Source organism: Paenarthrobacter sp. 2TAF44 (assembly GCF_052114885.1).
Classification (GTDB): Bacteria; Actinomycetota; Actinomycetes; order Actinomycetales; family Micrococcaceae; genus Arthrobacter.
In genome coordinates, this window is record NZ_JBFRFP010000010.1 from 75,496 (window position 1) to 96,427 (window position 20,932).

Below are 20,932 nucleotides of genomic sequence, written 5' to 3' on the forward strand. Positions count from 1 at the left end.
TCTGTCTGAGCCGTGGGGCATGATGGAGGAATGCAGGAGCAGCAGGCGTCCATCGGCGCCATAGGCCGTTTCAGCCAGGCAACCAGGGAATGGTTCCTTGGCGCTTTTTCCGCGCCCACTCCCGCCCAGGATGGTGCGTGGAACGCTATCTCGTCGGGCTCGCATGCCCTGGTGGTGGCCCCCACTGGTTCCGGTAAGACCCTCGCCGCTTTCCTTTGGGCCTTAGACCGGTTGCATTCCACGCCGTCGGATACGTTGCCCGGATTGGAGTCCGTCCCCGACGGGAAGGGCCGCGCGAAGCGTCCCAAGACAAAGACCCGCGTCCTTTATATATCGCCCCTTAAAGCACTGGGTGTTGACGTGGAGCGGAACCTTCGCTCACCGCTCATCGGGATAACGCAAACTGCCAAGCGATTAGGGCTCCCGGCACCACTGGTGACAGTCGGCGTCCGTTCCGGAGATACGACGGCGGCAGATCGCCGCTCGCTGTTATCGAACCCGCCGGACATCCTGATCACTACGCCGGAGTCCCTGTTCTTGATGCTGACGTCCCGTGCCAGGGAAACGCTGAGCGAAGTAGACACCATCATCATTGACGAAGTTCACGCTGTCGCAGGAACCAAGCGTGGGGCCCATCTTGCGGTGTCTCTGGAAAGGCTGGATGCTCTTCTACCGAAGCCGGCCCAGCGGATTGGCCTCTCTGCTACGGTGCAGCCGCGTGAGCTTGTAGCCCAGTTCCTGGCGGGCCAAGCCCCTGTGGAAATTGTGGCCCCGCCGTCCAAGAAGAACTGGAATCTCACAGTCACTGTGCCTGTGGAGGACATGTCGGACCTCCAAGGGGCTGCGGGCGCCTTTGACTCCGGCCCTGCTTCCGGGCTTCAACCCCAAGCATCCATCTGGCCCCATGTTGAGGAACAGATTGGCGATCTTGTCCTTTCCAAGCAGTCCACCATCGTCTTCGCCAACTCACGCCGCCTGGCCGAACGGCTGACAGCCCGATTGAACGAGATCTATGCCGAACGGCAAATGCTGGCCGCGGCCGGAGGAGAGTGGGGCGCTCCCGACAACGCAGAGGATTCGGGAAGCTGGGGCACCGGGCCGGCCACCAAGTCAGCGGGCGCTCCCGTGTCCACGGCGACGCCGGCCCATATGATGGCCCAGGCCGGCAGCACGAGCGGAGCAGATCCTGTCTTGGCGCGCGCCCACCACGGTTCGGTCTCCAAGGACCAGCGGGCCATGATCGAGGATGACCTGAAGTCAGGCAGGCTGCGCTGCGTCGTTGCCACCTCATCTCTGGAACTTGGCATCGATATGGGAGCCGTGGACCTGGTCATCCAGGTAGAGTCACCGCCCTCGGTAGCCAGCGGCCTGCAGCGTGTAGGGCGTGCCGGCCACCAAGTGGGCGAGATCTCCGAGGGCGTGTTGTTCCCCAAGCACCGGGCTGACCTCCTTCACACCACCGTCACAGTCGAACGGATGCTAAGCGGCCAAATCGAGCGCCTAAGCATCCCCACGAATCCTTTGGACATCCTTGCCCAGCAAACTGTGGCCGCTACGGCCCTGGGCAGCATCGACGTCGAGGAATGGTTCAGCACGGTCCGCCGGTCGGCGCCTTTTGCCAGCCTGCCCCGGTCCGCATTTGAGGCCACGCTGGACCTTCTTGCCGGCAGGTATCCGTCCGACGAATTTGCAGAACTTCGGCCACGCATTATCTGGGACCGGCATGCAGGAACTATTGAGGGCAGACCAGGGGCACAGCGCCTTGCCGTCACCTCAGGCGGCACCATTCCTGACAGAGGCCTCTTCGGCGTGTACATCATCGGCACGGAAGTTGAAGGATCCTCATCCTCTGCCAACGCCGATGGGGAAGGTCCCAGCGCCTCCGCCCGTGCCGCGAAGGGTGGACGCCGCGTTGGTGAACTCGACGAAGAAATGGTTTACGAATCACGGGTAGGCGATATCTTTGCCCTCGGAGCCACCAGCTGGAAAATTGAAGACATCACCCACGACCGCGTTTTGGTCTCCCCTGCTTTCGGCCAACCGGGAAAGCTCCCCTTCTGGAAAGGCGATTCGCTCGGCCGTCCGGTGGATCTCGGCCGCGCTTTGGGGGCCTTCATCCGCGAACTCTCCGCGGCCGATCCTGCGCCGGCAATGGAGCGCTGCCAAGCGAGTGGGCTCGACGCCTTTGCTGCCGGCAACCTGCTGCAATATCTGGAAGAACAGAAGCAGGCTACGAACATCGTTCCCAGCGATCGAACATTGGTCGTGGAACGCTTCCATGATGAGCTCGGGGACTGGCGTGTTGTCCTGCACAGCCCCTTCGGCATGCCTGTTCACGCGCCGTGGGCTCTGGCCGTTGGTCAACGCCTTCAGCAGCGCTACGGCTTGGATGGCTCAGCCATGGCCGCCGATGACGGCATCGTTCTTCGCGTCCCCATGATGGAGGACGAGCCACCCGGCGCCGAGCTGTTCCTCTTCGATCCCGAAGAACTGGAACAGATCGTCACCGCTGAGGTTGGGGGCAGCGCGTTGTTCGCCTCCCGGTTCCGTGAGTGTGCCGCCCGCGCGCTGCTGCTGCCCCGCCAAAACCCCGCCAAGCGCCAACCCCTGTGGCAGCAACGTCAACGCTCTGCCCAATTGCTGGACGTCGCCCGGAAGTACCCGTCGTTCCCCATCGTGCTCGAAACCGTCCGGGAATGCTTGCAGGATGTTTACGATCTGCCCGCCCTCAAGGACATCGCCGCATCCGTCGAGCGCCGCGAACTGCGCATTGTGGAGACCACCACCCAGCAGCCGTCACCGTTCGCGAAGTCCCTGTTGTTTGGCTATGTGGCACAGTTCCTCTACGAGGGCGATTCCCCCTTGGCCGAGCGTAGGGCGGCGGCCCTCGCTTTGGATTCCACGCTGCTCAATGAGCTTTTGGGCAGGGTGGAGTTGCGCGAGCTTCTTGACGCGGCGGTCATCGATGCCACGGAACGCGAGCTGCAGCGTCTGGTGCCGGACCGTCGCGTGCGCGGAATGGAAGGTGTCGCTGACCTCCTCCGGCTCCTTGGTCCACTCAGCGTCGAGGAAGTGATGGAGCGTCTTGAAGAAGCGGCGGATGCGGGCTCACACCTTGCCGCACTCCAGAAAGCCAACCGGGCGCTGAAGGTAACGATCGGCGGCGTCGAACGTTTTGCAGCAGTGGAAGATGCCGCCCGTCTGCGCGACGCCATCGGTGTTCCCCTGCCCATGGGCGTGCCGCTTGCCTTCATTGAGCCTGTCCACGATCCCCTGGGCGATCTCGTCTCACGGTATGCGCGCACCCACGGACCGTTCACAGCAGCCGAGGCCGCGTCCAGGCTGGGACTTGGCGTCGCCGTCGTCAATACTGCACTGAAGCGGCTCGCGGCCGATGGCCGTGTTGTGGAGGGTGAGTTCCGGCCGCATGCCGTGGCGACGGAGAGCAGCACGGTGGAAGCGGCAAATCCAGAGCTCATGTCCGCAGACGCACCGCCGTCCAGCGAATGGTGTGATGCCGAGGTCCTACGGAAGCTCCGGCGTCGTTCGCTGGCTGCTTTGCGCGCAGAGGTTGAGCCCGTTGACACTGCCGCGTATGGGCGGTTCCTGCCGGCGTGGCAGAACGTGACGGCACCGGGGAAATCCCGGAGCCAGGCATTGCGCGGACTCGACGGCATCATCACGGCGGTCGATCAGCTCTCAGGCGTTCCCATCCCCGCTTCCGCATGGGAGCCATTGGTGCTCTCGAGCCGCGTGGCGGACTACAAGCCCGCCATGTTGGACGAACTGATGGCCGCCGGTGAGTTGCTGTGGTCCGGGGCTGGGGCCTTGCCTGGAAACGACGGCTGGATCACGCTCCACGTGGCTGACTCCGCCGAGCTGACGCTCAATCCGGCGCCCGATTTCGAACCCGGCGATGCCCAACAACGGCTCCTGGACTACTTGGGTGCAGGAGGCGGTTACTTCTTCCGCCAACTCACTGAGGTGGCGGGCGGAATGGACTCTGTGTTGAGCGATGACGCCGTGGTCTCGGCACTCTGGGACCTGGTGTGGGCCGGCCGCGTCACCGGCGACACCTTTGCTCCGGTGCGGGCCATGATCGCCGGCGGGCGCACAGCACACCGGCAGGTCGCCAAGGCACCTCGCGCCCGTGCCCCGAGAATGAGCAGGTTGGGGCGCTCCCACGGCACGGGCCTTCTGGGATCCCCCGGGCTTACAGGTGGGCGTTATGGTTCCGTCTCCGGCACCGCTCCCGCCCCGCCATCAGCCGTAGGACGCTGGTCCGCGCTGCCTTCGCCCGAACTTGACCCGACCATCCATGCACGCGGCACCGCCGAGTTGCTGCTGGACCGGTATGGCGTGGTCACGCGGGGGTCGGTCATGGCCGAGAACATCATTGGCGGTTTCGGGCTCATGTACAAAGTCCTGGCAAGACTCGAGGAAGCCGGGCGTTGCCGCCGTGGCTACTTCATCGAGCATCTGGGTGCCGCCCAATTCGCCGTCCCCGCAACGGTGGATAGGCTGCGTTCCTTCACCGAAGATGCGCGCATCGCCAAGGCAGAACCCGCGGCTTTGGCACTCGCAGCCACGGACCCGGCCAACCCTTACGGCGCAGCGCTGCCTTGGCCGGCGCTGTCCGTCGACGCCGGTTCCGGACACCGCCCCGGACGGAAGGCCGGCGCTCTGGTGGTGATGGTCGACGGCGCGTTGGTCCTTTACGTTGAGCGCGGCGGTAAGACTCTTCTCACCTTCAGCCATGACGACGCCGTCCTAGGGGTCGCTGCCGAAGCCTTGGTGGATGTGGTGCGTCGCGGAGCGGTGGACAAGCTTTTCATGGAGAAGGTCAACGGTCACGACCTCCTGGATACGCCGATTGCTGCAGCGCTTGCGGCCGCAGGAGCGTATTCAACTCCGAAGGGGCTGCGGATCCGTGCCTGAGGGAGATTCCATTTGGCGGGCAGCCTCGCGCCTCAACGCGGCCTTGGCCGGGCAGGTCATTACAGCTTCAGACTTCCGGGTGCCGCGTTTCGCCACCTTGAACCTTGCGGGTTGGACAATGACCGAGGTGGTTCCCCGAGGTAAACACCTGCTCATGCGCTTGGTGGGGCCTGAGGACGAGGAACCTGGAGCGAGCAGGAAACCCCGTGAGCTGACCATCCACTCCCATCTCAAGATGGAAGGGAGTTGGATGGTCTACCCGCCGGGAGGTCGCTGGACCAAACCGGGGCACACTGCACGATGCGTGTTGCGGACGGCTTCCGCTGATGCGGTCGGGTTCTCGTTGGGCATTCTCGAGGTGGTGCCAAGTGGCGAGGAAGATCGGATCGTCGGGCACCTAGGGCCTGATCTGCTCGGCCCTGACTGGGATGAGGAAGAAGCCCTCCGCCGGCTCCAGGCTGAACCCGACGTCCCCATCGGCTACGCCCTGCTCGATCAGCGGAAGCTGGCCGGGATCGGCAACATCTACCGCTGCGAATCATGCTTCCTTTCCGGAATCCACCCCGCGTTGCCTGTGGGCTCAGTGCCGGATCTCGCCAAGACCGTCAACGATGCCAAGAGACTCCTGGGCGAGAACCTCGGTCCAGGCCTGCGGACCACCTTGGGTCCCCGGGCGATGAGGCCCGGCTACTGGGTTTACGGCAGGGCACGCCAGCCATGCAGGCGCTGCGGAACGCCTATTCGCCGCGACGTCCTTGCAGCGCCGGATGGAACCGAGGAGCGCGACATCTACTTCTGTCCCAGATGCCAACCCCTCCCGTAGTCCGTGGGTAGCGTTGGGACGGCTGGCCGTCAGGCGGCCGGCGCGGCCTCCACAGCCTCCGTAGCTTCAGCCGGGGCCGGAGCCTTGGCAGGTTCAGGGACCATGAACTTCGGCAAGAGAACCTGCACGATCGGACCGATTGCCAGCGCGTAAACTACCGTACCGACACCTACGGACCCACCCAGCAAGAAGCCGACGGCCAGGACCACTACTTCAATTCCCGTTCGGACAAGGCGGACAGACCACCCTGTCCGGCGAACCAGCCCCGTCATCAGGCCATCACGGGCTCCCGGGCCGAGGCGTGCTCCGATGTAGCAAGCGGACGCGATCCCATTCAGGATCACCGCGCCGGCCAGCATCGCAATTTGTCCGCCCAGGTGTGAGAACTCCGGGATCAGCCATAAGCCCAGATCAGCAAAGACTCCCACAAGGATGGCGTTTGCCAAGGTTCCGAATCCGGGCATTTGCCGCAGGGGGATCCAGAGGAGGAGGACGAGGAAACTGACGGCGATCACCACAACCCCAATGCTGAAACCGGTCTTTTCCGAAACGCCCTGGTGGAAGACGTCCCAAGGGTCAAGGCCAAGACCGGCGCGGATGAACATGGCCAGCGAGATGCCGTACATCGCCAGGCCGATCAGGAGTTGTGTGATTCTTCGGGTCATCATGAATCCATGGTCGTGGAAATCTGGCCTTGTATTCCATAGCCAGTTTGGAATACTGGTCCTATGCCAGGCTCATTGAACCCCACCGCACTCGTCCGCCTCCTGGGCTCTTGGAGTAGCGGCGCCCTGCCCGCCTACCGCGAGCTGGCCGATGTCGTGCGTTTGCTGGTGATGGATGGGCGCATTCCGCTGGACGTCGCACTACCCAGTGAGCGTGCGCTGGCGCAGACGCTCGGCCTGAGCCGCACCACTGTCACTGCGGCCTACGCGAGCCTTCGCGAACAAGGTTTCCTCACCGCAGGCCAAGGCAGCCGCGGCCGGACAAGCATCCCCCACCGCGACGCACCTGTGAGCGTTCCGGGCCTTGCTGCGCCTGAAGGACTCCTGGACCTGGCATACGCATCGCTTCCGGCGGCCGGTGAAGTTGTCCACCGGGCGTTCGCTGATGCCCTCACTGAATTGCCTGCGCTGCTCCCCGGTTTCGGGTACGACGCCCTTGGAGTGCCAGCCCTGCGGCAGGCAATCGCGGAGAAGTATGCCGCGGAAGGAGTACCCACTACCGCGGATCAGATCCTGGTGACATCCGGTGCGCAGCACGCCCTCAACGTAGTTCTCCATACCCTCGTGGGAAAGCAGGACAGGGTTTTGGTGGAACACCCCACTTATCCAAACGCCCTGGATGCCATACGGGCGGCGGGCTGCAAAGTGCTGCCTGTCGGGTTGCCACCCCACGCTTCCCCTGCTTGGGACGTTGATGCCATGGTGTCCACGATGAACCAGCAGCGCCCCGCAATGGCCTACCTTGTCCCTGACTTCCACAACCCCACAGGGCGCATCATGTCCGATCTGCAGCGCCGCCGTTTAGCCCGGGCGGCCGCTGCCGCCGGGACCGTGCTGGTGGTGGACGAGACATTGCGCGGATTGAACCTCGACGCCGTCAAGACCTCGCCGATGTCAGCCTTCAGTGCCAGGGTCGTTTCGATCGGCTCGCTCAGCAAGTCGCATTGGGCCGGACTCAGGACGGGCTGGATCCGGGCGGACGAAGCGATGATCACCCGGTTCGTGGCGACCAGGACCACCATGGACCTCGGTGGACCCGTGGTTGAGCAGTTGGCTGCCGCGCGACTGGTGAGGTCATTCGCCGAACCGCTCGATGCCCGCCTGCACGAGCTGCGTCACAACCGGGAGTCCCTGCTCGCACTGCTTGCCGAACACCTGCCGGAATGGGAGGTGGAAAGGCCCCGCGGCGGACTCACGGCTTGGTGCCGCCTGCCCACAGCCTGCAGCACTGCTCTCACTGTGCTGGCGCCGGATTTCGGGCTTCGTTTGGCAGCCGGACCGCGGTTCGGAGTGGGTGGCGCCTTCGAGCATTACCTACGCGTCCCCTATACATTGCCACCAGCGCAGCTCGAATTCGCCGTGAGCGCCTTGCGCGCCGCCCAGGACAAGCTCGACGCCTCTCCCCAACTCCGCCGGACCCTCAAGGCCGGGCGGCCACCCGCCGTCGCAGTCGCCTAAGAGCCGCTCACCCGCTACTTGGGCGCCACGCCAGCAGCTGAACCCATGCGCTGTTTCGCCGTGTTGCTGCCCGGGCCGACGGGAACATGGGAAGTTGCCTTGGCCAAGCCAAAGAGCGGCATGCCGTTGTACACCACTTCAATGCCCGACGCCGGTACCTGGTACGTCTCGTGCCACACCCCGATATCGCCACTGCCGGAAATTTCCTTCATGAACTTCCGCCATGGACCCAAATGTGGGGATTCACGGTCCGCCGCGAAGCGCCTCAGATGCTCGGGACTTTCCCAATAACTGAGCAGAATGGTGGTGCGCCCGAACCATTGCTCACTCCCGAGCAACCCGGCCTCGGGATTGGCGGCAAGATGCCGCATCATCGTGGGCATGGATGATGCTACCCGCGCCACCTTGCCCATCTTCCACCACCGGTTGGCCCGCATCCCGATCAGGAAGACAGTCATTGTTTCTCCCCCGATGTCAGCCGTAAAACGTCCGGGAAAAATCTCCTGTGCCATGTCGCTCCTTTGGTTGGGAAACTTTGGATTCCCAGTTTCGTAACGTTGTTATGAAACGATGTTATGAAACACTTGGAGACATGGCAAGACCCATTGTTCATGATCAGCACGTTCAGCAACGGCTCCTGGAAGTAACCGCGGAGCTCGTGGACCGCGAAGGTCCCGCTCGTGTCACTCTCCGCGACGTCGCCGCGGCCGCAGACACCTCCACCTCGGCGATTTACTCGCTCTTCGGCGGGAAATCGCAACTCTTGACGGCCGCCGTCGACGACGGTTTTCGCTCTTTCGGCGAGTCTCAACAGGACGCGGCCAAAGACGGACTCCTGGGCCTGGGCCGGGCGTACCGCGTCTGGGCTTTGGAACATCCGGCGCTTTACCGGCTCATGTTCAGCGGCGCGCTGGCCGCGTATGTGGATTGCAGCCCGACGCCGGAAGTCGCCTCAGCCTCGATGCTCCCGCTGGTGGAGGCAGTAGTCGCCGCCCAAAGGGCCGGGAGGATCCGTTCCGATGATCCCCCCCTCATCGCAATGGCCATTTGGGGGCAGGTTCACGGACTCGTCAGCCTGGAGCTGGCGCGGATGAATGAACCCGAAACGGACTGGGCCGGGATCTATGACGCCTCCCTTGAAGCAGTCGCCCGCGCTTGGGCCCCTTAAGCCCAAAAGTAGGTAGCAGTTGATGCCGTTCTGAACGTTCAAAACGGCATCTACTGCTACCTACTTGGGGCAGGCCCGGAAGGTGACCCTACGCGTACACCTTCTCCAGGAACGCACCCCACGCCTTCGCCGTCAGCTCGGAGTCCCCCGAGCCACCGAATTCATGCACGGTCATGCCCACCGGCGCACCAAAAGCATTCCTGCCGAAGAAACGGAGCAGCGTGTCGGAGGTGCGCAGGCCCAGGAAGTTCTCGTTGGAGAAGTCCACCTCGCCACTCAGCCGACCCACGCCGTCGACGTCCACCTCAAACGGGGTACCGGCCGTCATGCCATCCACGCCCAAAGCCCTTTTCAGCTGCACGAATCCATCCGGAGTCTGCGAAGAAGCCGGCGCTTGGACATCCGTGAAGACCACGGGCTGCCCATCGAAATACTGCAGGTACTGGCCCAGGGTGTGGAGGTAAAACTCCGTGTGCTTGCTGGCGCCGTCGTACTGTTCGTCCCAGTTGTCGGCGAAGATGCCGCTGTGGACATAGTGCAGCTTGGCGCGGCCACCCTCGACGGGCTCCAGGACGTGCTCCAATTGGTTGAACCAACCATTGGGACCCTCCATCCGCGACACAAGGTGGCTGGGGTATTCTTCGACGGTTTTCACATCGGGCCACTGATCCGTGGGGAACATCCAGGCCGCCGTGTCCTTGGTAACCGCCTGCCACACCCGCTCTGGAGTGCCCGGCAGTTCGGCGTCCGCCACGATCTCGAATTTCCGGTTGTCAGTCATTGCGTTGTTCCTTTTCTGCTGTTTTTTCCGTTGACGGTGTCTTGAGTGTTGGATGAAGTACGACGACGAGCCGGTGCTTTCGTGCTCCGCCCGCCACTGCGGCAGCACCGCCGTCGTGGTACTTATCGACGAGCCGCGTGACCGCCACGCCGAGCTCTTCAGCGAAAGCGGCGCGTTCTGCGGCTGAGCGGAAGGTAATTTCGCCGTCGATCGCGAAGCTTGCGAGCTTCTTCTTGGCAGCGGCCGCACCGGAAATAAGCTTGCCCATTTCCTGGACTGTGCGGGAGGCGAGCGCCAGGAGCCAGAAGGCGGAGAACCTGTCGGAGAAACGCTGCGGATCCGGGGCCACCGAAGCCAACGCGACGGGCGAGATCAGGTACGAGGCCGCCGTCGCCTGAAGTACGCGCTCCGTGACGTTGCCTTTCCGGCGTTCTTCCACAAGCTCCACCAAGCCATGCCGCTCGAGAGCTTTGAGGTGATAGTTGACCTTTTGCCGGGGCAACCCCACCTTGGCGGCCAGTTGAGTGGCCGAGCCCGGCTCCGCCAGCTCTTGAAGTATGCGTGTGCGGATCGGGTCCAACGAGGCCTCTGCCGCCGCTGCGTCCTCAATCACTTCGATGTCCAACATGCTTCAAGTATGCTCACCGACAATTTTTATTGTCAAGAACTATTTTATCGTCGGCTAGAGCTGCGTTGTGGGAGCCACAGTAGAATTGTCCGGTGATGCAATCCCCCCTTCCCGTGCGCGACGGCGTAAACGCGACCCGCCTGCGCCTCCCGGACGAGGGGCCCTGGGACACTGCGATGGACTACATGATGCACCGCTGGGGACACATCGACCCCCAAGGCATCGAGGACCGTTTCGACGCCGGCGAAATCGTGGGCGAAGGCGGCGTGCGCCTGAGCAGGAGCACCAAGCTCGAGGACCACACCTTCATTTGGTACTACCGCACACTCCCCCCGGAAACGCGCCTGCCGGTGGACATCAACATCCTGCATCAGGACGAACACATCCTCGTGGTGGACAAGCCGCATTTCCTGCCAACGACACCCGGCGGCACGTACATCCAGGAGTCCGCGCTGGTCCGGCTCCGGAATCTGCTCGACCTTCCGGACCTCATCCCCATGCACCGCCTCGACCGCATGACCGCCGGCATTTTGCTGCTCTCAACCAACCCGGAGACCCGCGGCAAGTACCAGGTTCTCTTCGAGAAGCGCCAGGTCCAAAAAGAATACGAGTGCGTGTCCGCCGCGGCGCCTGCCGCAGGTTTTCCCACCGTCGAATTTCCGGTGGTGGTCCGCAACCGCATGACCAAGTCCCGCAGCTATCTGCTCGCCGAAGTTATCGATGGCGAACCGAACGCCGAAACGCGTATCGAACAGACAAAAACGTTCGACGCCGGGACTCACCAGCGCGCGCTGTACCGGCTGGAGCCGCACACCGGAAAGACACACCAGCTCCGGGTGCACATGGCATCGCTGGGTCTGGGCATCGTCAACGACGCCTTCTACCCGGACCTGTTGGACAAGGCCCCGGACGACTACAGCAAACCGCTTCAATTGTTGGCACGCGGTATCACTTTCGTGGATCCCATCACCAAGGAGCGCGTGGAATACCGTAGCCAACTGGAGCTCAGCGAAGCCCACGGCTGACCTTGCTCTCAACGACGCCACAGGCGCTGTGTTCAACGTGCTCGTCATCCCGGTGACCTGCCTGAGCGGGAGCAGCCCAGCGGAGGCTCAGGACTCAAACACAGACCGGAAGACCGCCGTCGTGTCCTCCGAAAACAGCACGAACTCCACCAACTCAAGTCCGCTGGCGGTCGTGGCACCAGCTGAAGACTCAGATGAGAACGACCTCACGGCGTCGAGCGCTACTTTAGCGACCTCGCGGGCGTCCCAACCATAGATCCCGGCGCTGATCGCGGGAAAAGCGACGGACCGCGCACCCACCTCCACAGCGGCTTTCAGGCTTTCGCGGAAGCACGAGGCGAGCAGCGCGGGATCGGTTTGCCCGGCGTGCCGGTTGGGACCCACGGTATGAATCACCCAGCGCGCCGGGAGCCCGAATCCGGGGGTCACGACGGCGGCCCCAACAGGCAGCCCGTCCGGCAGTTTGCTGCGACGAACCTCGCGACAAGCCTCAAGCAGTTCTGGCCCGGCGGCCCGATGGATCGCTCCGTCCACTCCCCCTCCACCAAGCAGTGACGAGTTGGCGGCGTTGACGATCGCGTCGACGTCGCGCATGGTGATGTCCCCGGGCAAGATTTCGATCTGCATTGCGCCAGTCTCCCGCCGAGCGGCCGGAGCGGCAAGTGCGGTACCTTGTGCCAATGGACTTCATCGCCCCCGAGACGTGGGGATCCGCAATTTACTTGTGGATCGTTCCCATGGTGCTGGGCGATGCCATCTTCCCCCCGATCCCGTCCGAAATGGTGGTCATCACCGGTGGAGCTCTGGCAGCCGACGGACACGCCAATTTCTGGCTCATCCTGCTGCTAGCGGCCTTCGCGTCCTGGCTCGGAGACATGGCTGTCTACTTACTGTTTAAGCGGCGCGTGAGCCATGTACTGGATCGCTGGGCATGGGGCAGGAAAGTCCACCGTGGAATCCACGAGGCCATCGCCAAGGCAGGCCGATCCTCCACTTATGGGGCTATCATCGGTGCCCGTTTCGTCCCTGGCGGCAGGCTCGCAACCTCATCCGCAGCTGGAATCGCCAACGTCTCCGTCCGTGGTTTCAGCCTCTGCGCCGGATTGGGCGCCGTGCTGTGGGCCGTGTGGCAGGTGGGCCTGGGCTACTTCACGGGCTCCGCGACCAAACTGCCATTCTGGGCCAGCTCACTGATTGGGGTGGGCGTCGGCTTGGTCATCGGCGTGGTGGTCGGACTGATTGTCACACGACGGCGCGGGAGCCGCTCCCCAGTGGATGAACCCTTCGATGGCGACGTGCCCCAACCGGAATGACGTTCGCCTAGATCGGCGCCCAGCGACCACGGCTGCGACGCAGCACGTAAAGGCTTCCGGTCAGCGCAACGCGTTCGACGGCGTCGCGCATCATGGCAGCCGAAGTCCGGGCTTCGTCGTTCTCACCGGTATAGTCGCGGTCGTTCACGGTGAAGCGCAGGCTGAGCTGCGGGACACCGCCCACAATGTCCAGCTGGTTCGATTCCACATGATGGCGGGTTTCCAATGCTTCGATGGCCGCCGCCATGACCGATTCGGGAGGGTTGCCAGGCTTGAGGCCAGTGATCTTTAACTTGGTCTGGAACGACGGCATCCAACAACCTTAACGCCCACGCGCAGCTGCTTTAAGCCGGAACGCTCCCCCGCCCCGTTGACGCTTCGTGGGGCGAGAGAGCGATCCGGAAAAACCGGCCGGATGTGAGAGAAGGATCCGGAAAAACCGGTGGGACGTGAGAGAGCGTCTAGCCGGTGTTGCGCAGGCCGGCGGCCACACCGTTGACGGTGATCAGCATGGCGCGCTGGAGCCGTTCATCAATCTCCGCGCCGGACACCGATTCCTCGCGCACGCGGCGGAGCAACTCCACCTGAAGGTAACTGATCGGGTCCAGATACTGATCACGGATTTCCAGCGATCGCTTCAGGGTGGGCTGCGCGTCAAGGAGCTCGAGCTCCCCGGTCAGGCGCTCGATTTCGGCAACTGTGAGCTCGTACTCGTCCCGGATCATGTGGAACAAGCGGTGCAGTTCCTCAGGAACCAAGGAAGAAACGTAGTGTCCCGCGATCTCCATGTCGGTCTTGGCCAAGGTCATTTCGACGTTGGAAATCACCGAACGGAAGAAGTGCCAACGGTCCATCATTTCCATGAGCTGGTCAGCGTCACCGGCTTCGCGTGCAGCCTTCAGACCCGAGCCCACGCCGAACCAACCTGGAACGATCTGGYGCGACTGCGTCCAACCGAACACCCACGGGATGGCCCGGAGCCCACCGAGGCCGGCCCCGGAATCGGGACGCTTGGAGGGGCGTGATCCGATGTTCAAGGAGCCCAACTGCTCCACTGGTGTGGACGCCAGGAAGTAGGCGGGAAGATCGGCGTCGTCGATCAATGCCCGATAGCGTGCAAAGGCAGCATCGGAAATGGTTTCCATGACATTTGCGTAGCGCTCGCGCTCGTTTTCGGAAGTACGCGGAGTCCGGTGCAAGGCAGAACCCTGCATGACAGCTGCCAAGGACAGCTCAAGGTTCTCGCGGGCAAGTTCGGGAAGGGAGTACTTGTCCGAGATGACCTCGCCCTGCTCCGTGAACTTAATTTCGCCCTCGAGCACACCATTGGGCTGGGCCATGATGGCGTCATACGTCGGACCACCGCCACGGCCCACGGAACCACCACGGCCATGGAACAAGCGGACCCTCACGCCGTGCTTGGCAGCCACATCACGCAGCTTCCGCTGGGTCTTGTGGATCTCCCACTGGCTGGTCATGACACCGGATTCCTTGTTGGAATCGGAGTACCCGAGCATGATTTCCTGGACGTCGCCGCGGAGACGGACCAAGTCACGGTAGGACGGATCAGAGAGCAACTGATCCACAATCTCAGCGGAGGCGCGGAGCTCCTCCACGGTTTCCAGCAGTGGAGCAAAGCCAATCTTGGCATGCGGCTTGGCCCCGAAGAGGTCAATCAAACCGGCCTCGCGTGCCAGCACAGCGGCGGCCAGGACGTCATCGGCGCCCCGGGTCATGGAAATGATGTACGTTTCCACGACGTCCGGACCATAAGTGTGCAGGGCCTGGCGGATGCTCCGGAAGACGTCGTAGGTGCCGTCCGCAGTGCCTTCGAGCTTGATCGGATGGCCGGAGAGCGGACGGCGTGAGGCCAGCTCGGCACCGAGGAATTCGAAACGTTCCTCGCGGGTCAAGGAGGCATACGGCTTCTCGGTACCAAGACGGTCCACGAGCTGTCCGACGGCGTCGTGGTGGTAATCGGCATGTTCACGGATGTCCAGGGTTGCCAAGTGAAGGCCAAAGGCGGCGATCGCACGGCGGACACGAGCCAAGGCACCGTCGGCAACAAGGCCCGCTGCGTGGTTCCGGAGCGACTCTTCGAGCAGGCCGAACTCGGCCAACAGCTCACTTGTGGTGGCGTAGTCGCGGCCGGGCTCGTGGTACGTCGAGGCGGAAACTCGGCGACCCGTGTTTATGAGCTTGGCTTTGATACACGTGAGCTTGAGTCGATAAGGCTCCTGGGCATTGAGCTCCAGGATGCGCTTGTCCAGACCGGGCAGGTTCTTGAGATCCACGTCGATCGAGTCCAACAGCTCCTGGTCAGCCCCGAACAAGGCGGTGGAGTTGGACAGGACCGAGATCAGCTCGTCGATCAACGCGATACTGATCCGCACCGCGTTCTGGTTCTGCAACTGCAGGATTTCGCGTGTAACGGCCGCAGTGACGTTGGGGTTTCCATCGCGGTCGCCACCGATCCAGGATCCGAAGCGCAGTGGCGCGCTGGCAGCGGGCAGGACCACGCCGTGCTCGGCAAGGAGCTCGGAGAGGTCAGTCAGCATCTCCGGCATGGCATCGGTGAGGATGCTGTTCAGGTAGTAGATCGCGTTGCGCGCTTCATCCACCGGCGTCGGCCGGACCTGCCGGAGCTCATCGGTCTGCCACATTTGGTCGATGATTTCCGAGAGTTGGCGATCCTGCCGGCGCCGGGCAGACGTTCCCTCTTCAGTGGGCTGGGCCAAGACGTCGGAGAGTTTGCGGACCTTGTCCAGCACTGAACGTCGGGAGGCCTCGGTAGGGTGTGCCGTGAAAATGGGCCGAACATCCAGCTCATTCACAACGTCCTGAAGGACCTGCGGCCCAGCTTGGCCGGCGATTTCCGTGACAGCCTTCGCAAGCCAGCCGTCCTTCTCCTGCCTGGTCCGAAGCCCACGGACGCGGTGGACCTGCTCGGCCGCATTGCTGAGGTGGAAATAGAACGCGAAGGCACGAACCAGATCCGTCGCCTGGTCCAGAGGCAGGGAGGCGAGCAACTCGCGGACCTGGGCAACGACGTCGTGCGCGCTCCATGGACCGGTCGCGTCGGCTCCGCCCCGCGCGGCCTCTTTGGATTCCTTGGTCAGCAGGCGGACCTGCTCCACGAGCTGCAGCAATTCCGGGCCGTGTTGTCGCACCAGGGACTCACCCAACAGGGTGGAAACGCGGCGCACATCGGCGCGCAGTTCTGCGGCGAGATCGGTGTCTTGATGGGCAGTGTGAACCATAGATACTTACCTTCGGGATCTGGTTTGGCTCGTACACTGCGCTGGATACTGTGAGCCGGGTTACTAATGTTTCCTACGGGATCTTACCCGCACGGGACTCTACTGCGGGAATACGTCTCAGATTTTGGCGTCACCGGATTGCTGCTTAGCGGCTTTACTCGTCGACGGCGGCAGGACCACCTTCCCGGCGAACAGTTCGGCCTCTGCGGTGCCCGGGCCGGCCACCAATTTCTCGTGCCTTCGCTGCCGCACTTCCTCGCGTGCTGCCGCCGCCTCCATCTTGGTCGGCGCACCTGTGGCTGGTTCAATCATGGAGAGGACACTCCCGAGTGTGCCGGTTGCCCCCTTCGCGGAAACACCCTTCTGCACCAGCCGTGTGCCAGCCCAAACCGACCCCACAATCAGTGCAAGGCTTACTACTGCCGCCATCACGGATTCCATGCCCATGCGCTCAGGGTACGCCCCCGGGGTGAGCACCGGACAGCCCATAATTACCGGGCCCAGGCTTTCCGCAAGACCTCCCAATGCCCGGCGTCCATGAGGCTTGCGGGTGTCACCGACACGGATGTGGCCCCGCCCCGAACAGCCTCATGCAAGGCCGTTCCGAACCTTTCCGCAGAGATCGTGCCGTCATCGGACCACAGCCCGATAGACAACGACATGCGGTCGCCCGCGCGGCGGGTCAGGGCTTCAGCGAGGTCCTTCGTCTGCGGCGAGCGCTCTGCATTGAGTCCTACGTACTCCCAAACGTGGAGCCGGTAGAGCTGCTTGAGCAAGAGGTCGTAGTCATGGCCGCTGTCAGCGCGATCCGCCGACGGTGAATCCCGCGGCGACCGGACGTCCATTTCCAGCCGCACACTATAGGGTTCGACGGCGGCTCCCACCCTCCGCACGATGTCCGCCATGGCTTCGCTCCGCCACGTGTTGATCCGGGCATCTGACTGGTCGATGCCGCCTTCGTGGTTCCGGGGCCAGTCATCTTCACCGGTGGTGGCTTTGAAGTCATCGAAGTCTTCACTGCCAAAGGTGAAATCATCGAACATCAATTCCGTGAGATTCACGGCTGTGGGCCGGTACTTCTTCGCGACGGCGGCAGCCAAGGAAGCCAAGCGGGCGCCTGCCTTGCCGTGCCGCAGGGACGACACACTGGCGAAGGACTCGGATGGCTCTCCAGCGATATTCCGTCCTGCCAGGGAGGGGTCCTCACTCAGCGCACGGTCCAACAGGACATCGATCGTGAGGATCACATCACGTTCCTTGCCGTCATGCGCCACCCCCAAAGCTGAGATCGACTCCCCTACGAAGTCTCTTTTCGTGCTGGAAACCTCATAAGATCTGGCCTCTGCGTGGCCGGACCAGGGAAAAGCCGTCCAGTCTGTGCGTCCTACGGAAATCGATACAGCTGTTGCGTTCACTGCGTCCAATCGCTCCGCCAAGTCAACAAGGTGCGAGGTGTCCTCGTTGACGACGTCCTCAAAGCCAAGATTTACCATGCGGTCCACGGGACGATGCTCCGGTTCTCGTGCGCAGGCGGTGACGCCCGAGAATGCAACAACGAGGATCGAGGCCACCAACGAGGCAGTTAGCCTGGCAACGAACGTCGGAGGTCCAATAGCCTTCATACCCCTGCCTCGTAACGGGGGCTGGCCTCGGCGGCAGTTACGGAGATCACGCCGGTCCGTTGCAACTTGTTCCACACGGCAGGGCTACCGCGGATCTCCTTGACGATTGCGCTGGCTAAAGCCAGTCCAACGAATACCGAGTACAGGGGCCACAGTGGCAACGTCCACAGAAAACGAAGATCCTTCCATGACCTGTTGAGGCCAATGGAGAAGACGATCAGCGCGAGGGATACAAACAATCCCAACCAACCAAGAATGGCGAGGACTTCAGCGGGTACGGGACCCGAACCAGCAAGGTACAGGAAAGGAAGCACCGCCAAGATGGCTAGTTGCAGCATAGGGATCACCACCATGGTGATGGCGTTGAACAAAAGGAACATGCCAAACAAGCCGTAACGCCTCCGCCCAAGCATCCCGATGTGCATCCGGAGGGTCTGCAGCAAGCCCCGCGACCACCGAACGCGCTGCCGCCACAACCCGCCCATCGTTGACGGCGACTCGGCATAAACCAGCGCTGAGGGCTGGAACCTTACCCGGTAGCCGGCCTTATAGACACGCCAAGTAAGCTCAAGGTCCTCACCGAGCGTGTCCTCGTGAAAACCGCCTACCAGCTGGACTACGTCACGGCGGAAGGCACCTATGTTCCCGGAGACGATTGGCAGGCAATGCAACAAGGACAAGGCTCTGCGGACCAGGCCGGTCCCGACATGGCTTAGAACGGCAAGCATCATCGTTTGAACGCGATTCAGGTTAACCGGCCGGTCGTCGCCGCACACCGCTCCCACCTTGGTGTGATCAAAACCCTCGAGCATGCGCATCAGGGTGTCAGGGGCAAAAATTCCGTCGGCATCGACAAACATCAGGATGTCGCCATTGGCCTTAGCGATGCCATAGTTGAGCGCAGCTCCCTTCCCCGCGTTCGTTTGGGAGAGAAATCGCACCCGATCATATTGATCTGCAAGCCCGGCCATGATGCTGGCGGTGGAATCAGTGGAACCGTCGTCCACCAGAATCACTTCCAGACGAAGATAACGGCTGGCAAGGATCGACTCGACGCAACTGGTGATCACGACGGCCTCGTTGTAGCCGGGCACGATCACCGAGACCAACGGCCGGTCAGTGATGACGGAATAACGATGCTTGGCAGAGTTGGAACGGTAAAGCCGGTTGAAATACAAGGCCAGTGGAACATAGACGATTTTGACCACACCGAAACCGAGAATCAGTACGCCTCCAACCTGGACAAATGCCAGGGCAGCATCAAGAGGTGTCACGCAGGCCTTCCGGTTAATCGACCGGCCACATATCGGCCAAGAACGTTCTCCAGGAGTTCGGGGGCGAACGCACTGTTTGCGCCAAACCTCGCGTTAATTTCCAGTACCACCGGACTTCCGTCCTGCAGACGGCGCACGTCCACGTCGATAGGTCCAGTCAATCCGAGCGCGGTCACGGCTGAATCAGCCAATTGAGCCACGTCGGCACTCTCGGCTCCCTCAATCCTCCTGACGGACACGGCGTTACCCACCCGCCCCTCTTTGAGTTCTGTCTTCTCCAACACCACCACAAGATCGTCCTGACCCGGCTCCGGCCTGCTGTGGAGGACCACGGGCGCGTACTCTGTTCCAGGCGCGAATCGTTGCACGATCCAGGAATCGTCCAAGGAGGACCAGACGCGGGCCGCGTTCCGGCCGCCGTCGCCAGTCTTTTCCAGGATCTGAACCCCGCGTCCACCGCGCGAAATCCGTGGCTTGACCACCAGGGACCCCCCTAACCGCGCCATCGCCTCGTTGACAGAGGCGAAATCGCCGGGGAGCCCGAAATCGGGGACAGCGACGCCTGCATTGGCAAGGCACCTCATGGTGAGGAACTTGTCATTCGCGATTCGAACGGGTGCGGGTTCGGCAATGAGGACCTCGACATTAGGAGCGAACCCTTGCCGGGCTTCGGAAACGAGCACGAGTTCATCGCTGACGGTTGGCACCACGAGCTCGATGCCATGGGCGCCCACGAGTCCCCGCAATTCCCACAGGTAGTCGGGAGAACTGGAGGCCGATACCAAGGAGACCATGTCAGCCGCTGAACCGTGGACCGGTTGCATATCAACGCCCAGGACCCAGTGTCCCAGTTCCCTCAGCTGATCCGCCAAGGAGGAGCCAGCTGGCCCTCCAACGCCTGTTACCAGTACCCGGACCATCAGAACTCCCCTACCGCAGAGCCAAGTAGTCGAACAGGTTCGAAACCCTCTGCATATGTCGTCTTCACTTGCGAGCCCCTGAACGCTGCGAGGCTGCGGACTCTTTCTGCACTCATATATGGCTTGCCCTTTTGGTTCCGGTGCATGGCAACGGCGTGAATCTTCACGTCCACATACCCCGCGATATCCACGAAGACACTGGGATCGAACTGCCGTGTGGATGAAGGACTCTCGAAGCACAGGATGGAGGAGTGCTGGCGGGCGGCCCGCATAGTCGCACTGTGTACGGCCTGATGGTCCTGGTGGTAGTCGTTACGGGAATGGGTAATCACAACGTCAGGGCGAAAATCGGCCATCACGGCTTCAATCGCTTGGACCATTTCATCCCCATGTTCCGCGAGGCTGGTGTCCGTAAAGTCGTGGACATGGACCTTGGACGCACCCATGAAATCCGAGCCCGATGCGGCTTCGGTGAGACGGATGGCGCTGTCTCCTCCCTTTCCCCCCGAGCTCATAACCATGGTTCGGACTTCATGCCCGGCATCGGCCAATTTGGCGAGGGTGGCACCGCAAGCCAATTCCAGGTCATCAGGGTGCGCTCCTATGGCCAGCACCCTTCGAGGCTGAATGGCCACACCATGGTGAATCCTGAAGGCTGGCGCGACAAGAAAGCCCACAATCAACGCGGCTCCTGCGAGCAGGACTACAACCTCAAGCCATGGGCGCTGCGTCGGCCCCATTGCGCATCCCACCAGAGACAGCAGCAACAGGGCGCCCAAACTTGCCATGGCCCATCGGAGGCCATGCGGCGAGCTGAACCTGCGAACGAACCAGTTTTGACCGATCGGGAGCAAAGCCCAAACCGCCGCCAACGCGCCCAGCAAGCCCGCAGCGGCCAACAACGTCGCTTTCATATTTCCCCTAAATTGCACAGATAAATGGGCGACTGCCCTCTCGGGGCACCGCCTCTGAGGTAGTGGCCTGAGCAATAGGTTCG

18 protein-coding genes are annotated in these 20,932 nt (G+C 62.5%); 6 read left to right on the forward strand and 12 right to left on the reverse strand.

The window, feature by feature from the left end:
* The first annotated feature begins 30 nt into the window (after window positions 1-30).
* Window positions 31-4,938, forward strand: a complete 4,908-nt coding sequence (locus AB4Z15_RS11565) for an ATP-dependent helicase (protein ID WP_442017381.1) — start codon at window positions 31-33, stop codon at window positions 4,936-4,938.
* Window positions 4,931-5,761, forward strand: a complete 831-nt coding sequence (locus tag AB4Z15_RS11570; RefSeq protein ID WP_442017382.1) for a DNA-formamidopyrimidine glycosylase family protein — start codon at window positions 4,931-4,933, stop codon at window positions 5,759-5,761. Before AB4Z15_RS11565 ends, AB4Z15_RS11570 begins: the two co-directional genes overlap by 8 nt.
* Window positions 5,762-5,790: 29 nt before the next feature.
* Here AB4Z15_RS11570 and yczE read toward each other — a convergent pair whose 3' ends face one another.
* On the reverse strand, window positions 5,791-6,429 hold the full coding sequence (gene yczE, locus AB4Z15_RS11575) for a membrane protein YczE (RefSeq protein WP_442017383.1): 639 nt from the start codon (window positions 6,427-6,429) through the stop codon (window positions 5,791-5,793).
* A 60-nt stretch (window positions 6,430-6,489) separates the two neighbouring features.
* On the opposite strand from yczE, the gene yczR reads away from it, so the two are divergent.
* The gene (gene yczR / locus AB4Z15_RS11580; RefSeq protein ID WP_442017384.1) at window positions 6,490-7,944 is read left to right on the forward strand and encodes a MocR-like transcription factor YczR; all 1,455 of its coding nucleotides are present in this window, start codon (window positions 6,490-6,492) and stop codon (window positions 7,942-7,944) included.
* Between the two features lie 14 nt (window positions 7,945-7,958).
* On the opposite strand, the gene AB4Z15_RS11585 is transcribed toward yczR, so the two are convergent.
* Entirely contained in the window at window positions 7,959-8,456 is a 498-nt protein-coding gene (locus tag AB4Z15_RS11585) for a DUF4188 domain-containing protein (protein ID WP_442004694.1), read from the reverse strand.
* A gap of 80 nt (window positions 8,457-8,536) precedes the next feature.
* Here AB4Z15_RS11585 and AB4Z15_RS11590 point away from each other — a divergent pair, with 80 nt between their 5' ends.
* Window positions 8,537-9,112 carry a TetR-like C-terminal domain-containing protein gene (locus AB4Z15_RS11590; RefSeq protein WP_442017385.1) on the forward strand — a complete coding sequence of 192 codons (576 nt, stop codon included), beginning with the start codon at window positions 8,537-8,539 and terminating at the stop codon, window positions 9,110-9,112.
* Between the two features lie 88 nt (window positions 9,113-9,200).
* Here the strand turns inward: AB4Z15_RS11590 and AB4Z15_RS11595 are convergent, their stop codons facing one another.
* Both AB4Z15_RS11595 and AB4Z15_RS11600 read right to left on the reverse strand, forming a co-directional pair.
* On the reverse strand, window positions 9,201-9,893 hold the full coding sequence (locus AB4Z15_RS11595; protein WP_442004692.1) for an SRPBCC domain-containing protein: 693 nt from the start codon (window positions 9,891-9,893) through the stop codon (window positions 9,201-9,203).
* Window positions 9,886-10,521 carry an ArsR/SmtB family transcription factor gene (locus AB4Z15_RS11600; protein ID WP_442004691.1) on the reverse strand — a complete coding sequence of 212 codons (636 nt, stop codon included), beginning with the start codon at window positions 10,519-10,521 and terminating at the stop codon, window positions 9,886-9,888. Before AB4Z15_RS11600 ends, AB4Z15_RS11595 begins: the two co-directional genes overlap by 8 nt.
* Before the next feature lie 95 nt (window positions 10,522-10,616).
* On the opposite strand from AB4Z15_RS11600, the gene AB4Z15_RS11605 reads away from it, so the two are divergent.
* Window positions 10,617-11,546, forward strand: a complete 930-nt coding sequence (locus tag AB4Z15_RS11605; RefSeq protein WP_442017446.1) for an RluA family pseudouridine synthase — start codon at window positions 10,617-10,619, stop codon at window positions 11,544-11,546.
* Between the two features lie 87 nt (window positions 11,547-11,633).
* On the opposite strand, the gene AB4Z15_RS11610 is transcribed toward AB4Z15_RS11605, so the two are convergent.
* Window positions 11,634-12,173 carry an O-acetyl-ADP-ribose deacetylase gene (locus AB4Z15_RS11610; protein ID WP_442017386.1) on the reverse strand — a complete coding sequence of 180 codons (540 nt, stop codon included), beginning with the start codon at window positions 12,171-12,173 and terminating at the stop codon, window positions 11,634-11,636.
* 53 nt (window positions 12,174-12,226) lie between these two features.
* Between AB4Z15_RS11610 and AB4Z15_RS11615 the strand changes: the two genes are divergently transcribed.
* On the forward strand, window positions 12,227-12,859 hold the full coding sequence (locus AB4Z15_RS11615; protein WP_431118258.1) for a DedA family protein: 633 nt from the start codon (window positions 12,227-12,229) through the stop codon (window positions 12,857-12,859).
* Between the two features lie 7 nt (window positions 12,860-12,866).
* Here AB4Z15_RS11615 and AB4Z15_RS11620 read toward each other — a convergent pair whose 3' ends face one another.
* From AB4Z15_RS11620 to AB4Z15_RS11650, 7 genes are all read right to left on the reverse strand, one after another.
* Window positions 12,867-13,172, reverse strand: coding sequence for a hypothetical protein (locus tag AB4Z15_RS11620; RefSeq protein WP_442017387.1), 306 nt, complete (start codon window positions 13,170-13,172; stop codon window positions 12,867-12,869).
* Between the two features lie 148 nt (window positions 13,173-13,320).
* The gene (ppc, locus tag AB4Z15_RS11625) at window positions 13,321-16,119 is read right to left on the reverse strand and encodes a phosphoenolpyruvate carboxylase (protein WP_442017388.1); all 2,799 of its coding nucleotides are present in this window, start codon (window positions 16,117-16,119) and stop codon (window positions 13,321-13,323) included.
* Window positions 16,120-16,236: 117 nt separating this feature from the next.
* Window positions 16,237-16,566 carry a hypothetical protein gene (locus AB4Z15_RS11630; RefSeq protein ID WP_442017389.1) on the reverse strand — a complete coding sequence of 110 codons (330 nt, stop codon included), beginning with the start codon at window positions 16,564-16,566 and terminating at the stop codon, window positions 16,237-16,239.
* 44 nt (window positions 16,567-16,610) lie between these two features.
* Entirely contained in the window at window positions 16,611-17,741 is a 1,131-nt protein-coding gene (locus AB4Z15_RS11635; protein ID WP_442017390.1) for a hypothetical protein, read from the reverse strand.
* Window positions 17,738-19,015 carry a glycosyltransferase gene (locus AB4Z15_RS11640; protein WP_442004685.1) on the reverse strand — a complete coding sequence of 426 codons (1,278 nt, stop codon included), beginning with the start codon at window positions 19,013-19,015 and terminating at the stop codon, window positions 17,738-17,740. Before AB4Z15_RS11640 ends, AB4Z15_RS11635 begins: the two co-directional genes overlap by 4 nt.
* Window positions 19,012-19,935: an ATP-grasp domain-containing protein gene (locus tag AB4Z15_RS11645; RefSeq protein WP_442017391.1), complete on the reverse strand. Its 924-nt coding sequence runs from the start codon at window positions 19,933-19,935 to the stop codon at window positions 19,012-19,014. The genes AB4Z15_RS11640 and AB4Z15_RS11645 overlap by 4 nt, the downstream gene beginning before the upstream one ends.
* Window positions 19,935-20,849, reverse strand: coding sequence for a PIG-L deacetylase family protein (locus AB4Z15_RS11650; protein ID WP_442017392.1), 915 nt, complete (start codon window positions 20,847-20,849; stop codon window positions 19,935-19,937). The genes AB4Z15_RS11645 and AB4Z15_RS11650 overlap by 1 nt, the downstream gene beginning before the upstream one ends.
* Window positions 20,850-20,932 lie beyond the last annotated feature (83 nt).

Bases quoted from the DNA above. Each gene is read 5' to 3' on its own strand.
- AB4Z15_RS11610 (WP_442017386.1), bottom strand. From the start codon at position 12,173: ATGCAGATCGAAATCTTGCCCGGGGACATCACCATGCGCGACGTCGAC.
- AB4Z15_RS11630 (WP_442017389.1), bottom strand. From the start codon at position 16,566: ATGGGCATGGAATCCGTGATGGCGGCAGTAGTAAGCCTTGCACTGATT.
- AB4Z15_RS11645 (WP_442017391.1), bottom strand. From the start codon at position 19,935: ATGGTCCGGGTACTGGTAACAGGCGTTGGAGGGCCAGCTGGCTCCTCC.
- yczE (WP_442017383.1), bottom strand. From the start codon at position 6,429: ATGATGACCCGAAGAATCACACAACTCCTGATCGGCCTGGCGATGTAC.
- AB4Z15_RS11615 (WP_431118258.1), top strand. From the start codon at position 12,227: ATGGACTTCATCGCCCCCGAGACGTGGGGATCCGCAATTTACTTGTGG.
- AB4Z15_RS11650 (WP_442017392.1), bottom strand. From the start codon at position 20,849: ATGAAAGCGACGTTGTTGGCCGCTGCGGGCTTGCTGGGCGCGTTGGCG.
- AB4Z15_RS11600 (WP_442004691.1), bottom strand. From the start codon at position 10,521: ATGTTGGACATCGAAGTGATTGAGGACGCAGCGGCGGCAGAGGCCTCG.
- yczR (WP_442017384.1), top strand. From the start codon at position 6,490: ATGCCAGGCTCATTGAACCCCACCGCACTCGTCCGCCTCCTGGGCTCT.
- AB4Z15_RS11620 (WP_442017387.1), bottom strand. From the start codon at position 13,172: ATGCCGTCGTTCCAGACCAAGTTAAAGATCACTGGCCTCAAGCCTGGC.
- AB4Z15_RS11590 (WP_442017385.1), top strand. From the start codon at position 8,537: ATGGCAAGACCCATTGTTCATGATCAGCACGTTCAGCAACGGCTCCTG.
- AB4Z15_RS11565 (WP_442017381.1), top strand. From the start codon at position 31: ATGCAGGAGCAGCAGGCGTCCATCGGCGCCATAGGCCGTTTCAGCCAG.
- AB4Z15_RS11585 (WP_442004694.1), bottom strand. From the start codon at position 8,456: ATGGCACAGGAGATTTTTCCCGGACGTTTTACGGCTGACATCGGGGGA.
- AB4Z15_RS11635 (WP_442017390.1), bottom strand. From the start codon at position 17,741: ATGAAGGCTATTGGACCTCCGACGTTCGTTGCCAGGCTAACTGCCTCG.
- AB4Z15_RS11605 (WP_442017446.1), top strand. From the start codon at position 10,617: ATGCAATCCCCCCTTCCCGTGCGCGACGGCGTAAACGCGACCCGCCTG.
- AB4Z15_RS11595 (WP_442004692.1), bottom strand. From the start codon at position 9,893: ATGACTGACAACCGGAAATTCGAGATCGTGGCGGACGCCGAACTGCCG.